Source organism: Thioclava electrotropha (genome assembly GCF_002085925.2).
Classification (GTDB): Bacteria; Pseudomonadota; Alphaproteobacteria; order Rhodobacterales; family Rhodobacteraceae; genus Thioclava; species Thioclava electrotropha.
Genome location: NZ_CP053562.1, coordinates 2,396,603 through 2,411,382 on the forward strand (window position 1 = coordinate 2,396,603; position 14,780 = coordinate 2,411,382).

At 66.0% G+C, this 14,780-nt stretch carries 11 protein-coding genes; 5 read left to right on the plus strand and 6 right to left on the minus strand.

Going from position 1 to position 14,780, the window contains the following annotated elements:
* Nucleotides 1–19: 19 nt before the first annotated feature.
* The 4 genes from AKL02_RS11420 to AKL02_RS11435 are packed head-to-tail and all read right to left on the minus strand — an operon-like array spanning nt 20 to nt 6,610.
* The gene (locus AKL02_RS11420; RefSeq protein WP_083077208.1) at nt 20–1,444 is read right to left on the minus strand and encodes a GTPase; all 1,425 of its coding nucleotides are present in this window, start codon (nt 1,442–1,444) and stop codon (nt 20–22) included.
* A gap of 14 nt (nt 1,445–1,458) precedes the next feature.
* Nucleotides 1,459–3,600 carry a dynamin family protein gene (locus AKL02_RS11425; protein WP_078550081.1) on the minus strand — a complete coding sequence of 714 codons (2,142 nt, stop codon included), beginning with the start codon at nt 3,598–3,600 and terminating at the stop codon, nt 1,459–1,461.
* A complete protein-coding gene (locus AKL02_RS11430) occupies nt 3,597–4,673 on the minus strand; it encodes a dynamin family protein (RefSeq protein ID WP_083077211.1) in 1,077 nt (358 codons plus the stop codon). Before AKL02_RS11430 ends, AKL02_RS11425 begins: the two co-directional genes overlap by 4 nt.
* The gene (locus AKL02_RS11435) at nt 4,670–6,610 is read right to left on the minus strand and encodes a dynamin family protein (protein WP_083077214.1); all 1,941 of its coding nucleotides are present in this window, start codon (nt 6,608–6,610) and stop codon (nt 4,670–4,672) included. Before AKL02_RS11435 ends, AKL02_RS11430 begins: the two co-directional genes overlap by 4 nt.
* Before the next feature lie 474 nt (nt 6,611–7,084).
* Here AKL02_RS11435 and AKL02_RS11440 point away from each other — a divergent pair, with 474 nt between their 5' ends.
* From AKL02_RS11440 to AKL02_RS11460, 5 genes are all read left to right on the plus strand, one after another.
* Nucleotides 7,085–7,924 (plus strand): arsenate reductase/protein-tyrosine-phosphatase family protein, encoded by an 840-nt coding sequence (locus tag AKL02_RS11440; RefSeq protein WP_083077216.1) that lies wholly within the window; start codon nt 7,085–7,087, stop codon nt 7,922–7,924.
* Nucleotides 7,925–7,934: 10 nt separating this feature from the next.
* Nucleotides 7,935–8,933, plus strand: a complete 999-nt coding sequence (locus AKL02_RS11445; RefSeq protein ID WP_083077219.1) for an ArsJ-associated glyceraldehyde-3-phosphate dehydrogenase — start codon at nt 7,935–7,937, stop codon at nt 8,931–8,933.
* Nucleotides 8,930–10,207, plus strand: a complete 1,278-nt coding sequence (gene arsJ, locus AKL02_RS11450) for an organoarsenical effux MFS transporter ArsJ (RefSeq protein ID WP_083077221.1) — start codon at nt 8,930–8,932, stop codon at nt 10,205–10,207. Before AKL02_RS11445 ends, arsJ begins: the two co-directional genes overlap by 4 nt.
* 89 nt (nt 10,208–10,296) lie before the next feature.
* Nucleotides 10,297–11,973 carry an AMP-binding protein gene (locus AKL02_RS11455; RefSeq protein ID WP_232621604.1) on the plus strand — a complete coding sequence of 559 codons (1,677 nt, stop codon included), beginning with the start codon at nt 10,297–10,299 and terminating at the stop codon, nt 11,971–11,973.
* Complete coding sequence (locus tag AKL02_RS11460) at nt 11,970–12,737, plus strand: crotonase/enoyl-CoA hydratase family protein (RefSeq protein ID WP_083077226.1); 768 nt, start codon at nt 11,970–11,972, stop codon at nt 12,735–12,737. The genes AKL02_RS11455 and AKL02_RS11460 overlap by 4 nt, the downstream gene beginning before the upstream one ends.
* A gap of 370 nt (nt 12,738–13,107) precedes the next feature.
* On the opposite strand, the gene AKL02_RS11465 is transcribed toward AKL02_RS11460, so the two are convergent.
* Both AKL02_RS11465 and AKL02_RS11470 read right to left on the minus strand, forming a co-directional pair.
* Nucleotides 13,108–13,950 carry a dipeptide ABC transporter ATP-binding protein gene (locus AKL02_RS11465; RefSeq protein WP_078520871.1) on the minus strand — a complete coding sequence of 281 codons (843 nt, stop codon included), beginning with the start codon at nt 13,948–13,950 and terminating at the stop codon, nt 13,108–13,110.
* Complete coding sequence (locus AKL02_RS11470; protein WP_078520872.1) at nt 13,947–14,780, minus strand: ABC transporter ATP-binding protein; 834 nt, start codon at nt 14,778–14,780, stop codon at nt 13,947–13,949. The genes AKL02_RS11465 and AKL02_RS11470 overlap by 4 nt, the downstream gene beginning before the upstream one ends.

A 14,780-nucleotide genomic window follows, 5' to 3' on the forward strand; every position in this document is an offset into this window, starting at 1 on the left:
CCCGTCAGACCAAGCCCTGTCAGACCAAGGTGCCCGCCAAACGTGCGAACAGCGCATGCGCCGATGGCTCGTCGATCAGATCGACCGTGAACTGCGCGAAGGTCAGGCCGGTCTCGGGCGCGCTTGCGAACATGATGCGCACGTCGTCGCCGGCTTCCGTGATCGTGTCGAGCTGGCCGCCGAACACGGTGGTGTAGTTTCCGGCGAACCCGGCCATCAGGTTCTCCAGCGCCTTGGCGCAGGCCACGATCTCGTCCGACGACCCTTTGACGGGCCGTAGGATTCGGTCGCTCGGGCCGATCCGCCCGGCAAGCTGCAAGCCTTCGGGCAGCTCGATACCGAGCCTGAGCCGCGTGGTGGCCAGCAGCAGCGGGCTGTCCTGCTTGGTCTCCATCTCGGCTTCGGTTTCGGGCATGACGGGCCCGGTGACATTCGGCCCCGACTCACGAACGGGCTCACGTTCGGCGTCACGGCCCGGCTTGGACGAACGCGTGACGCGTCTCGGCGACACTTCGGGCGTGCGGTCGACAGGATGCGGGTCAGGCCGAAACTCGGGCTCCGCCCCGGGCGGCGCGACGGGCGCGCCGGAATTTGCCGGTTGCGAAGCCCGTTTACCCACGCTGCGCGAACGGAACGGCAGGACCGCGCCCCCATGTTCGGAGAGCAGCGGCGAGGGCGCATCATGGGTGCCGATCGCCAGATCCGCCTCGGTCTCGGGATCGAGCGTATCGAGCCCGGCCACCGCGCGCCCTGTCATCGCACCAAGCGCCGCGATGAGCGCCGCACCACCGCTGCGCTGGAAGGCTTCATCCGAGGTCTCGGCGTCGCGCAGGAGATCGCGCGACCCGTACAGGAAGGCGACCCGCGAGAAATAGGCCGCCGACTCGCGCTGAACCCGGGCTTTCAGCTTCGCCCGGTCGGTATCGTTGCGCAGCTTGTCGCCGCGCGAAATCGCCAGCAGGCAATCCGACGGGCGCGCGGGCCCGAGCCGCTCGATCATCGTCTTCTCGGTCAGCCGCCATGCCTGCGAGGCGATCGTCACCCAGATCATCACGTCGCAGGTCGCGATCAGGCCGATCTGCTCTTCGTTCACGTCTTCGGGGCGGCTCAGCGGCACTTCGACGAATTCGAACCCCTGCAGATGCGGCTGCGCGGAATAGACGTAAATCTCGGACGGCACGGCCCAGCCTTCTTCGACCTCCGCCGCGTCGATCTCGCGCCCCGTTGCGTCGCGCATCACCACGCCCGGCGTCGCGCGGTACCGCGCGACGACCGTCGGACGCTCGGTCCGGCCCAGATTGTCGCCGATGCTGCGCGCGCGCAAAATCGCGTTGAGCACGGTTGACTTGCCGGAATTGACCTCGCCACAGATCGCCACCCGCAGGGGCGCGCGATGCGGATCGGGCGGCGCGTCCTCGCGGCTGATCTCTTGCTTGAACATCATTGGCCCCTTCGCCCTCACGCGGCGCGCGTCGCGGGTTTGCGCCGCGGCATCATGGTACTGCTGACGGCGCTCTCGATCGCCCCGAGATTGATCAGACGCCGTTCGAGCACTTCCAGTTTGCTCTGGATCCGGGACGCCAGGCGGCTTTGCATCTGCGGATCACGGGCCAGCCGTTCCAACTCGGCCCGCTCCTGCTTGAGCTGCAAGGTCCGCTCGCGCACGATCATCTCCATCATCCGCACCATCACCCGCAGCCGCGACCCGCCTGCGCTGGCGCGTTCCACCAGCGCCTCGCCATAGGCCTGCAGGATCTTCTCGACCGCCGGGCGCAGCTCTTCCGCCGCCACGATCCGCAACCCGTCGAGGGTCTTTTCGATATTCACGGTCGGACCGCGCCAGAAGGCCCAACCCCGCTCCAGCGCGAAGTTGATGCGCAGCGCCCGCCGGGTCAGCGTCAGCGTCGAGGTGAAGGTGTCATGCGGCATATCCGACAGGTCGATCTCTTCGCTGGGATCGTCGAACCGGTCCGCGACCGTGGTGCGGCAGGCATGGATCGCATTGTCGAGCAGCACGTCGATCGCCGCACGCGAGCGGGCGTAGCTTTTCGTCACCTCGCGTTCGAGCGCGATCTGCAGCGCGGTCGTGTCGGTCTCGAAACTGCGCGGCGGACGGCCGTCGCGGATCCGGTTGGTGCGCAGGACATCCTCGAACCGGTCGCGCTGGCTCAGGACGAAATCCTCGATGCTCTTGTTGAGCCGCGTCTCCAGCGCCGACCAGCCGCGGTTGAGCACCGCTTCGATCTGATGCTCGGCGCTCTCGACATGGTTTTCGAGCGCACCACGCAGCGCTTCCGTTGCCGCGATCTCGCCGCTCATTTCCTCGATCGCGGCCTCCGCCACGTCAGAGCGGATGCTCTCGATCTGCATCTGCAGCGTGTCGCGTTCGCGGCGGGCGACGAATTGCATCCCCGACAGCTCCGCGCGCAGATCGCCGCGCAGCTGAGCGAGCTGCTGACGCCCGACCCCGCCGTCGATCACGGCAGAGAGCACATGTTTGACCTCTTCGACGCCCGAGGCCAGCAGCAGCCGGTCGATCGGGTCCTCGGGCACGCGGCCAAAGCGCGAATACAGGTATTGCGCCAGCTCCATCGAATCCATCTCGGCGCGCGCCCAGGCGGCCTCCTCGTCGGAGCGCTGCGTCAGATCGGCGAGATAGGCGCTGCCCGCGACGATCTTGAAATCGATATCGGGGATCGCGGCGCGCAGACGGCGCGACACATCGGCGATCACGCGCGGCACTTCGACCGCGTAATCGTCCAGCTCGTCGATCCGGTTGAGGAAGATCAGCACATCCTTGTCGTCCTGCTTGGCGAGGATGCGGATCAGGGCGAGGTCGACATCGGTCAGCGGCTGATGCGCCGAAAGCACCATGATGAACACGTCCGAGCGGTCAAGTGAGCGACAGGTGAACTCGTCGCGCACGAGGAACGGGTCGTTCACGCCGGGCGTGTCGGTGATGATCGTGGGTACCTGAAACTCGGGCAAGCGCATGTAAATATTGGCGCTTTTCGTGAGCGCCGCATAGCGGCCAAGCGCCTCGCGCTCCAGCCCGTCATCCGCCCCGGGCCCCGCGCAGACATAGCGTTGCAGCAGATCGGGCGCGAGGAAGTCATAGTCGTGATGCTGGCCCAACAGCATCTGGTAATGCTTGCCGAGACGTCGCTGGGCGCGGCGGCGCATCTGCTCGGACTGCTCGCGCAGGATGTCAGTGTCGAACCCCGGCAGCAGCTCTTCGGTCAGCTTGCGGATGCGGGTGCCGCCATTGATGATCTCGTCCCAATCGGCTTCCGAGAAGAACTCGAACCGCGCGCCCGTCACCGGGTCTTCGGGCAGGTTGATGCGCATATTCGTCACGACCGAGGTCCACGGGTTCACATCGGAGGGCAGGAAATCATGCTGATGCAGGAAGGCGTTGAGGAAGGTCGACTTACCCGCCTTCACCTGCCCGATCACCGCCACACGCGCCGCCCAGTCATGCAGTCGCAAGCGCAGATCGCGGATGCGCGGACGGGCGCTGCGTTCGACGGAGGCCTCGATCCGGTCGAGCGCGCCGTTGAGAAAGTCGAGTTCCTTACGCAGTTGCGGGGCAATCTTCATGGCTTGGTCCTCTTGCTCGCGTAGGCTGGCTCGAATTCGGTCGGGGTTTCGGCATCCAGCCGATCAAGCAGATGTTCGACATGGGCGAGGACATCCGCGGCATCTGTGAACGCGTAGCCCGCCGTGAGTTCCTCCCACAGCGCGCGGGCCGGGCCCGGCATCGGGGCGGTCTCGGCAGGCGGATAGTCGGGCAGCGGCGAGTCGAGGATCAGCGGCTCGGCGTCCGTGACCTCGGGCAGCTCCGCGCTTTCCGCCTTGATCAGACGCGCCGAGCGCAGACGGCGCGGCTTCACCGGCGTGCGCGGCTTCGGGAAGGCGATCACGTCGCGCTCGCCCACGAATTTCGCGACGATCTCGTTGGCCGCCCCTGTGGGTTGGTCGATCTGCCCCACCAGCCGCTCGATCTCGCGCGCGATCTGCGCCACGTCCGAAGGCTCGGTCAGCGCGGCCAGACGGATCGTCGGGAAGACCTCCCCCGCCTCGCGCTCGACCCGGCGCATCAGTCGCGCGCGGGTGCGCTCGTCGGGCAGACGGTCGCCATGGGTCACCACCAGCATCGGCTGTTCCAGGAGCGCCTCGGGCATTTCGTCCCAGACCGCTTTCTCGCTTTGACGCCACGCCTGCGTCGCGTTCGTGCACCAGATCACCAGATCGGCATAGCGCAGCATCCGCTGCCAGCTTTCCATCGGCATGTTCGGGTCCGACGAACCGGGCGTGTCGATGATGTCGATCCGGTCGAGGATCGGCGCGTTATGGGCGATCACGCAATAGCGCGCCTTCTCCAGATTGAGCTGCGCCAGATCGGAGAGCGGGCGCGCGACCTCTTCCTTGTCGATCCAAAGCTGCGCCCGGTCCCCGCCGCGCACCAGCCAGATCGGCGGCAGCGCGGTCGCGGTGACATGCGAGGGCAGCACTTTCTCGCCCAGCAACCCGTTGATGAGACTGGTCTTCCCGGCCGAAAATTCGCCCGCGACCAGAACCCGCAGCTTGCGCGGCTTCGAAGTGGCCTGCGGAGCCTGCGCTTTCGACAGGTCCGGCAAGTCGGGGCGTTCGCGTTTGCGCATCGAGTTCATGCCGAGAGCCTTTCCTTATCGTGACCGGACGCGCCCGACAGGCAGCGCTCGCGCACCGCCTTGCAGAACTGCCCCTGATCGAAGGCGAAGCGCTCGACGATCTCTCGGCTGCGCGCGATGGCGGGGTCGAAATACTCGGTCATCAGATCCTCGATCAGCGGCGTGGTTTCCGCGATGATCACCTCGCGGTAGCGCGCCTGCGCCGCCCCCTTGCGATTGAACCGCCAATAGCGACGCCACCACGCGCCCTGCATATCCAGCGTGATCATCCGCGCCAGCACGGTCGGCGCACGATGTTGCGGCTGTTCGGGGAAGCGGCTGACATCGGCCTCGCGGATCACGCCGAATTCGGCGGCGAGGAAGCTGTCGATCCCGTCACTGACCATATCGAGCGCCGATTCACCTTTGCGCCGCAGCCGCGCGCAATTGGACGCGAAGGCCGTCTTCATCGCCATGCGCAGCGCGGTCGGGTCGTGGGTCCATGCGCCGATCTCGCCATAAGTGTCGATATGCGACTGCAGCGCTTCCAGGGCCGAGGCCACGAATTGCTCCTGCGCGCGGTCGAGCCGCTCGCGCAGCTCCGCGCGCAGCCCCGCCGCCTCGTTATTGAAGGCCGACACCGCCTCTTCCTCGATCTCGGCGAGGCGGAGCATCAGTTTCGACTCGCTGAGAATGGTGGACGGATCGGCCACACGCGCGACGCTATCGACGGTCTCGGCGCGTTCGATAATGCGCTCCAGCTCGTCCTGCACATCGCCCAGCACGGCCTGCCCCGGCCCGTCGACGATGCGGGTGACGACGGCCTGCATCAGTGCGCCGATCCCGGAGGCTTCCATCGCGCGCTGGCGCAGCTCGGTCTCGCTGCTGGGCGTGGTGCCAGTCATCTTCTCCAGCGCGGCGCGGCTGGCGGGGACCATCTCGTTCACATCGCCCATCGCGCAATTGGCCCAGTAGCCCGAGCCGAACAGGATCTCGATCTCCTCGCCCAGCCCCATCCGGCCCAGCGTCTTGCGGATCGAGTTGCGGATCGCGGTCTGCGCCCCGCGCGGATCTTCCAACTCGTCGATGCGGTTGACGAAGATCACCACTTCGCGCGCGTCGATGGCGCAGATGATACGCAAAAGCGCGAGATCCATCGTGGTCAGAGCCTGATGGGCCGAGAGCACGACGATACAGGCGCGGCTGTCGCCGATTGCGTTCAGCGTGATCTGCTCGCGCATCATGAACGTGTCGTTCACGCCGGGCGTGTCGCGCAGGCACAGGCCGCGCGGCAGATGCGGCAGATCGAGATAGAGATCGGCGGATTTCGTCAGATCCGCATAGGTGCCCTCACTGGCCCCCTCGGCCAGATCGTCGGGATCGCCGTAGCAGATATATTGATCCAGCACCGCCTTATCGAGCGTCGGAAACGCGCGGCTGGTGCCCAAAAGGTCCTCGAACTGTTCCCCAAGCCGCGCCTCGGTCGCGTCGCGCATCGCGGTGACCTGTTTGCGCACGCTCTCGGCCTCTGTCTCGAAGCCCGCACGGTTGGCCATCTCGCCCAAACGCCCGCCCGTCGCCACAAGCCGATCCCATTCGTGGCGGTCGAAGAAGCGAAACAGCGCGCGCGTGTCCATCGGGCGGTGGCGCGCGTTCAGATGCAGCGCCGTGATCACCGAGGTCCACGGGTTCACATCCGAAGGCAGCATCCCCGGCTTGCCGATCAACGCGTTGAGAAGGGTGCTTTTTCCCGCTTTGACCTGGCCGATGACGCTGACGGTCGGCTCGAACGCGTCGATCATCTCGAGAACGGTGTCGAGCTGATCCTCGACGAACCCGAGATCGGCGTCCGAGACGTCCTTTACGGCCTGTTCGAGCTGGTCGAGCGTCTCCCAGTAAGAATTGAGCGCCTCGAAACCACGGCGATGCCAATCAAAGATGGAATTCGCTTCATACACGAGGGAGCTCTCCTTTTCCGCAGGGGCGATGCGGATTTTTGGGTGACACACGGTCCGGCACGCCCATGCCGACCGAGACCACCAATGTTACAGGGACGGCGCGCGCCCCCTTCTTGGCGACGCACCGGCTGGGTCGGTTCGTGCTTAAAGTTCTCTTGCCCAGTCATGTCCGAAATGCGGCAGAAATTATGGCAGACCGACCATAATTGCCGATTTCAGTGCATTTGGCCCTTTCGCGTGCGACGCGAATTCTCGTTTATTCTCTTTGCTTTGCTGACGATTCTGCATTTGCATGACGTTAGGGAAGTCTCGTTTCAGCCCTATTTCATTGGCTCTTCACGAATTTGTGAGTGTTTCCGGCTGCGTTTATATCAAGGGCGTTTTGGTGGGATTGTCTACAACTCACGCGTGTAAGGCGCCCTGTCATCAAAGCTTCACTTGATCCGACTCTCTTATTTCGCAAAACCTCGAAATATGGATCAGATGACACCTCAGCGGCTCACCGTGCTGGGCCATGCGCAACGCCTCGCGATCTTCCGGCTCTTGATGCGCCGGTATCCCGACCGGCTGCCCGCCGGCGAGATCGGCGCGGCGCTGGAGCTGAAGCCCTCGACGCTCTCGGCCTATCTGGCCGCACTCAGCGAGGTCGGGCTGATCGGGCAAACGCGGGCGGGCACCTCGCTGCGCTATGGGATCGAGATGGAGACCGTGCGCAGCCTCTTCGACGCGCTGCTGATCGACTGCTGTCAGGGTCGCCCCGATATCTGCTCCCCTATTACGCACACCGACCCAAACAGAGACCCTGCGATGACGCGATCTGCAGCGGGCCGGAAATTCAACGTGCTGTTCATCTGCACCGGCAATTCGGCGCGCTCCATCCTCGCCGAGACGATCCTGCGAGACCGCGCGGGCGACCGGTTCAACGCCTATTCCGCCGGAACCAAGCCCTATTCCGAACTCAACCCTTTCGCGGTGCAGGTGCTGCGCGACAAGGGCCATGATGTCACCCCCCTGCGGGCCAAGACTATCGCGGAGTTTCAGGGCGAAGACGCGCCCCCGCTCGATTTCGTCTTCACTGTCTGCGATCTCGCCGCGAACGAGGAATGCCCGCCCTGGCCCGGCCAGCCAATCAGCGGCCATTGGGGGATGGCGGACCCGGTGAAGGCGACCGGTACCGAGGCCGAGCGCGCGCTCGCCTTCCAGCAGGCCTATGGCGCGCTTCACCGCCGGATCGAGGCCTTCGCCGCCCTGCCCCTGACCACGCTCGACCGCATCGCGCTGCAATCCGCCGTCGATGACATCGGCCGCAACTGAAGGACTGACCATGACCACCTACGCCCTCAATGGCCTCGGCCGCATCGGGAAACTCGCCTTGAAGCCGCTTCTGGCACGCGGCGCGAAGATCGCATGGATCAACGACGCGGTGGGCGATGCGGCGATGCAGGCACATCTGCTGGAATTCGACTCCGTTCATGGCCGCTGGGACGCGGAGTTCTCGAGCGACGAGAGTAGCGTCACCATCGACGGCACCCGCCTGCCCTTCATCGGCACGCGCAACATTGAAGACCTGCCGCTCGACGGGGTCGACGTGGTGATCGACTGCACTGGCGTCTTCAAATCCGAAGCCGCGCTCGCCCCCTATTTCGCGGCGGGCGTGAAGAAGGTGGTCGTCTCGGCCCCGGTGAAGGACGGCCCGACCGCGAATATCGTCTATGGCGTGAACAATGACGCCTATGACCCGGCTGCGCATAGCATCGTGACAGCGGCGAGCTGCACCACGAACTGCCTCGCCCCGGTGGTGAAGGTCATCCACGAAAACCTGCGGATCAAACACGGGTCGATCACGACGATCCATGACGTGACCAACACCCAGACCATCGTGGATCGCCCCGCGAAAGACCTGCGCCGCGCGCGCTCGGCGCTCAATTCGCTGATCCCGACCACGACCGGCTCGGCCACCGCGATCACGCTGATCTATCCCGAGCTGAAGGGGCGGCTGAGCGGCCATGCCGTGCGCGTGCCGCTGCTCAATGCCTCGCTGACCGATTGCGTCTTCGAGGTCGAACGCGAAACGACCGCCGAAGAGGTCAACGCGCTGTTCAAAGCCGCCGCTGAGGGCGATCTGAACGGCATCCTCGGCTACGAGACGCGCCCGCTCGTGTCCTCGGATTACACCAACGACATCCGCTCCTCGATCATCGACGCGCCCTCGACGATGGTGGTGAACGGCACGCAGGTGAAGGTCTATGCGTGGTATGACAACGAGATGGGCTATGCCTACCGACTGGCCGATGTCGCGCTGATGGTGGGGGCGTCCCTGTGAGCGACAACCCCGCCAGCCGCCCCGAGGGCTTCTCCGCCTATATCGCGGTGACGGCGGCCTATTGGTCCTTCATGCTCACCGATGGCGCGCTGCGGATGCTGGTGCTGCTGCATTTTCACACGCTGGGCTTCTCGCCGGTGCAGCTGGCTTACCTGTTCATCCTCTACGAAGTGGCGGGGATGGTGACGAACCTCTCGGCGGGCTGGATCGCGGCGCGGTTCGGGCTGGTCTCGACGCTTTACGCGGGGCTGTCGCTTCAGGTCGTGGCGCTGATCGCGCTGGCGCAGCTGAACCCGGGTTGGGCGATTGGCGCATCAGTGACCTATGTGATGGTGGTGCAGGGCCTCAGCGGGGTTGCGAAGGACCTTGCCAAGATGTCCTCGAAATCGGCGGTGAAGCTGCTGGCCCCCACCGGCAAGGGCGGGCTGTTCAAATGGGTCGCGGTGCTGACCGGATCGAAGAACGCGGTGAAGGGTGTGGGCTTCCTGCTCGGCGCGGCGCTGCTGGCCGCGCTCGGCTTCGATTACGCGGTGGTCGCGATGGCGGTGGTGCTCGCTCTGATCCTCGCGGGGGTCGTCGTGGCAATGCCGCCGGGCCTGCCGCGCGGGCGCAAGGGCGCGAAATTCTCCGAAGTCTTCTCGAAATCGGCCAATGTGAACTGGCTGTCGGCGGCGCGGGTCTTCCTGTTCGGCGCGCGCGACGTCTGGTTCGTCGTCGGTATCCCGATCTATTTCTACGCGGTCCTGTCGGACGGCACCCATGCAGGCGACCGCGCGGCCTTCTTCCTCGTGGGCACCTTCATGGCGCTCTGGATCATCCTTTACGGCGCGGTGCAGGCCGCCGCCCCGCGCATCCTGAAGGCCAGATCCCGCCCCGAGGGTGAGTTGATCGGCGCCGCGCGGCACTGGGCGCTGGCGCTGCTCGCGGTGCCTGCCCTTCTCAGCGCCGCCGTGCTGATCGACCCGACGCCGTCGCTGTGGCTCAGCACCGTGCTGGTCGTGGGCCTGCTGGCCTTCGGTGCGATCTTCGCGGTGAATTCCTCGCTCCACTCCTATCTCATCCTCGCCTTCACGCAGGCCGAGCGGGTGACGATGGATGTGGGCTTCTACTACATGGCCAATGCGGGCGGGCGGCTGATCGGCACGCTGCTGTCGGGGCTGAGCTACCAGATGGGCGGGCTGCCCGCCGTGATGATCACCGCGACGGTGATGGTGGGGTTGAGCGCGCTGGCGGCAGGGCGGCTTGCGCCCGAGGCGACCCTCACGAGCCCGTGAGCAGAGATGGACATTCCGCCCCGTCCACGCTTTGGTAGCGCGCGGAGGAGAGCGGCCCCCGCGCCGCTTGCATAATGGGAGGAAAGCCGGTGCTGTCACGCGGCAAGGATTACGCGGCCACGCGGGCTGCGTTTCGATGGGACATACCCGAACGCTACAATATCGGCGTCGACACCTGCGACAAATGGGCCGCGCGCGAGCCTGACCGCATCGCGCTGATCGAGGTCGAAGAGGACGGCTACGGCGCGGTGCGCGAGACCAGTTTCGGCGCCTTGCGCGAGGCGTCCAACCGCTTCGCCAATGTGCTGGCGGGGATGGGCGTGGGCGGCGATGGGCGTGAGACCGGCGACCGGGTGGCGATCTTGCTGCCGCAACGCCGCGAGACCGCCATCGCCCATATCGCGGCCTTCAAGGCGGGCTGTGTGTCACTGCCGCTGTTTACCTTGTTCGGCCCCGAGGCCCTGCTGCACCGGCTGCGCGACAGCGGCGCGCGGGTGCTGGTGACCGACCCAGCGAGCTATGAGGTGATCGCCGCGATCCGCTCCAAATTGCCCGATCTGCAGACCGTCTTCGTCACCGATGACGGCGGGACCGGCGCGGAAGGCGTGGCCGATTTCAACGCAGCCCTCGCCGAGGCCTCGCCCGAGTTCACCCCCGTCGACACCAGCGCCGAGACCCCCGGCGTGCTGATCTACACCTCGGGCACTACGGGCAATCCGAAGGGTGCGCTCCATGCCCACCGGGTGCTTCTGGGCCATCTGCCCGGCGTCGAGATGAGCCATGATTTCCTGCCGCAGGCGGGCGATCGGATCTGGACGCCCGCCGATTGGGCGTGGATCGGCGGGCTCTTGGATGTGCTGCTGCCCGCGCTGCATCACGGCGTGCCGGTCGTGGCCTGCCGTTTTCGCAAGTTCTCGGCGCAGGCGGCCGCCGATCTGATCCGACGGCTGAACGTGCGCAATGCCTTCCTGCCGCCCACCGCGCTGAAGATGATGAAGGCCGATCCCGAGAGCCTGGCGTGGAGCCTCGATATGCGCTCGGTCGCCTCGGGGGGCGAGCCTCTGGGCGCGCAGCTCCTCGACTGGGGGCGCAAGGCGCTTGGCGTGACGATCAACGAATTCTACGGCCAGACGGAGTGCAACATGGTCGTGTCCTCCGCCGCGAGCCTCGATGCGCCCGAACCCGGCGCGATGGGCTGGCCGGTGCCGGGCCATGAGGTCGCGATCGTCGACGGCCAGACAGGTCAGGTTCAGCCCGATGGCGAGGAAGGCGCGATTGCGGTGCGCGCGCCCGATCCGGTGATGTTTCTGGGCTATTTCAACCAGCCCGACGCGACCGAGGCGAAATTCGTGACCGGCCCCGACGGGCGCTGGCTGCTCACCGGCGACCGGGGCGTCAGCGGCCAAGGCGGCAGGCTGCGCTTCAAGGGGCGCGACGACGATATCATCTCGACCGGCGGCTACCGTGTCGGCCCCGCCGAAATCGAGGACTGCCTGATCTCGCATCCGGCGGTGCAGATGGCGGGCGTCGTGGGCCAGCCCGATCCGCTGCGCGGCGAGATCGTCGCGGCCTTCGTCACGCTCTGCCCGGGTCACACCGACACCGAGGCGCTGCGCGACGACCTTGCCGCCCATGTCCGCGCGCGGCTTGCGAAATACGAATATCCCCGCGCGATCTACGTGATCGACGACATGCCCGTGACCACCACCGGCAAGATCATCCGCAACGCGCTACGCGCCCGCCTACCCAAGGAGCCCGCCCTATGAGCCCCGTCCTCTTCGAGACCCGCGGCAAGATCGCGATCATCACCCTCAACCGCCCCGAGCGGCGCAATGCGATCAATGCCGAGGCCGGCCACGCCCTGGCCGAGGCGGTGGCCCGTCTGGAAGCGGATGACGCGCTGCAGATCGGCATCCTGCGCGGCGAAGGCGCGGTGTTCTGCGCAGGGATGGACCTCGCCGCTTTCACCGAAGGTAAGGTCGAGGAGTTACTATTCGCTGAAGGCGGTTTCGGCGGCCTGACGGAATCCCACCGCAGCAAGCCGATCATCGCCGCCTGCCACGGCGCCGCGCTCGCAGGCGGGTTCGAACTCGCCTTGGGCTGCGACATGATCGTGGCCGAAGAGGGCTGCCGCTTCGGCCTTCCGGAAGTGCTGCGCGGGCTGGTGGCAGGCGCGGGCGGCGCGCTGCGGCTGGCGAGCCTCATCCCCCCGGCCCGCGCGCGCGAATTGCTGCTGACGGGGCGGCTGTTCGACACCTCAGAGGCGTGGGATCTGGGCCTGATCGCCCGCCGCGCCGAGGCCGGACAGGCGTTCGAAGCCGCGCTCGCACTGGCCGAGGAGGTCGCGAAGAACGCACCCTTGGCCCTGCGCGAGACCCTGCGCCTGTCGCGCGAGATCGAGCGCCGCGCGGTCGACCCGCTTTGGGAGGAGAACGCGCGCACCTTGAAAGCCGTGATGGCGAGCGAGGACGCAGCCGAAGGCGCGCGGGCTTTCCTAGAGAAGCGCGCGCCGGAGTGGTCGGGGAGATAAGGGACGCGCCCGAGCCTTGGGGTGAGCCGCGTCTCGGAAGGCTTCCAGTGGAAGGCTTCAGCGGCGAACGCGCCGCGCGTCGCGGCGCAGGGGGCGCTTGTGTTTGGCGACGAGGGACGCGCCCGAGCCTCGGGTGGGCGCGTTGATGCGCTTGTGGCCGGGCGCTTTATCTCTCAAGCCCGCATGTCGGTGATGCTCGCGATGACATCGCCAATGCGCCCTCCCGGGGGGAGGCTCGGGCGCGGCCCGGGCTGGTCGCCCGGGCCAAGATGTGGGCTGCGAACGTTGCCCAAAAAAAAATGTGCCCAAGGCGCATCGCCCCGGGCCCATTTCCTAACTCCAAGCGACCCCCTAAGAAGCCGCCCTGCCCTCAGCTCTCCGCAGCCAAGAACGCCTTGCGGCGCTCGACCCGCTCGCGAATCTTCTCGACATCGGCGATCGGCGTCGCGGCCAGCAGCGTCTTGGTATATTCGTGCTGCGGATTGGCGAAGATCTGATCGCGCGAGGCGTATTCCACCACCTCGCCCGCATTCATCACCATCACCTCATCTGCGAAATAGCGCACGACCGAGAGGTCGTGGCTCACGAAGATATAGGACAGGTCGAACTCGTCCTGCAGGTCCTTGAGCAGGTTCAGAACCTGCGCCTGCACCGAGAGATCCAGTGCCGAGACCGGCTCGTCCAGCACGAGGATCTGCGGGTTCAGCATCAGCGCGCGGGCAATCGCGATCCGCTGGCGCTGACCGCCCGAGAACATATGCGGGTAGCGGTTGTAGTGCTGCCGCTCGAGGCCGACCTTTTCCAGCATCTCCTCGGCGCGCTTGCGGCGTTCCTTGGCGGGGATGTCGGTGTTGATGATCAGCGGCTCGGTCAGAACCTCGCCCACCTTCTGGCGCGGGTTGAGCGACGAATAGGGGTTCTGGAAGACGATCTGCACCTTCGCACGCAGCGCGGACGTCACCTTGGTTTCCTTGATGTCGATCTTCTCGCCCTGAATATACAGGTCGCCCGAATTGGCCGGGTCGATCAGCGTCAGGATGCGCGCCAGCGTGGACTTGCCGCAGCCGGATTCGCCCACGATGGCCAGCGTCTTGCCCTGCTCGAGCGAGAAGGAGATGCCGTGCAGCGCCCGGATCGTCTTCGCCCCGCGCAGGAAGCCGCCCGAGACGATGTAGTCGCGCGTGATGTCGCGCCCTTCGAGGATCACACTCATTGCACGCCCTCCCAGCCATCGGCGACGGTCAGCAGACGGTCCCCGGTCGCGTTCTCCGGCAGCGCGGCGAGAAGCGCGCGGGTGTAGGGATGCTGCGGGTTCTCGAAGAGTGAGAGCACGTCGGCCTCCTCCAGTTTGCGGCCCTTGAACTGGACCGAGACGCGGTCGGCGGTCTCGGCCACGACGCCCATGTCATGGGTGATCATGATTAGCCCCATGCCGTATTCCTCCTGCAGGCTCATCAGCAGATCGAGGATCTGCTTCTGAATCGTCACGTCGAGCGCGGTGGTCGGCTCGTCGGCGATCAGCAGGCGCGGCTTGCAGGCGATGGCCATCGCGATCATCACGCGCTGGCACTGCCCGCCCGAGAGTTGGTGCGGATAGCTGTTAAGCCGCCGCTCGGGATCGGGGATGCCCACCTGCTCGAACAGCTCCAGCGCGCGTTTGCGGGCATGCTTGCCCTTCAGGCCAAGGTGACGCGTCAGCACTTCCTCGACCTGATAACCGCAGGTGAAGGAGGGGTTGAGCGAAGAGATCGGCTCCTGAAAGATCATCGAGATTTCTTTCCCGATGATCTGGCGACGTTCGCGGCCCGACATTTTCAGCATGTCGCGCCCGTCATAGGTGATCTCGTCGGCGGTGATCGTCGCGGTGGGCGGCAAAAGCCCCATCACCGCGAGCATCGAGACCGATTTGCCCGATCCGGATTCGCCCACGATGGCGAGCACTTCGCGGCCCGAGACTTCGACATCGATCCCGTCCACGGCGCGGAACGCACCCTGGGCGGTGTCGAATTCGACGGTGAGATTGCGGATTTTCAGCAAGGACAT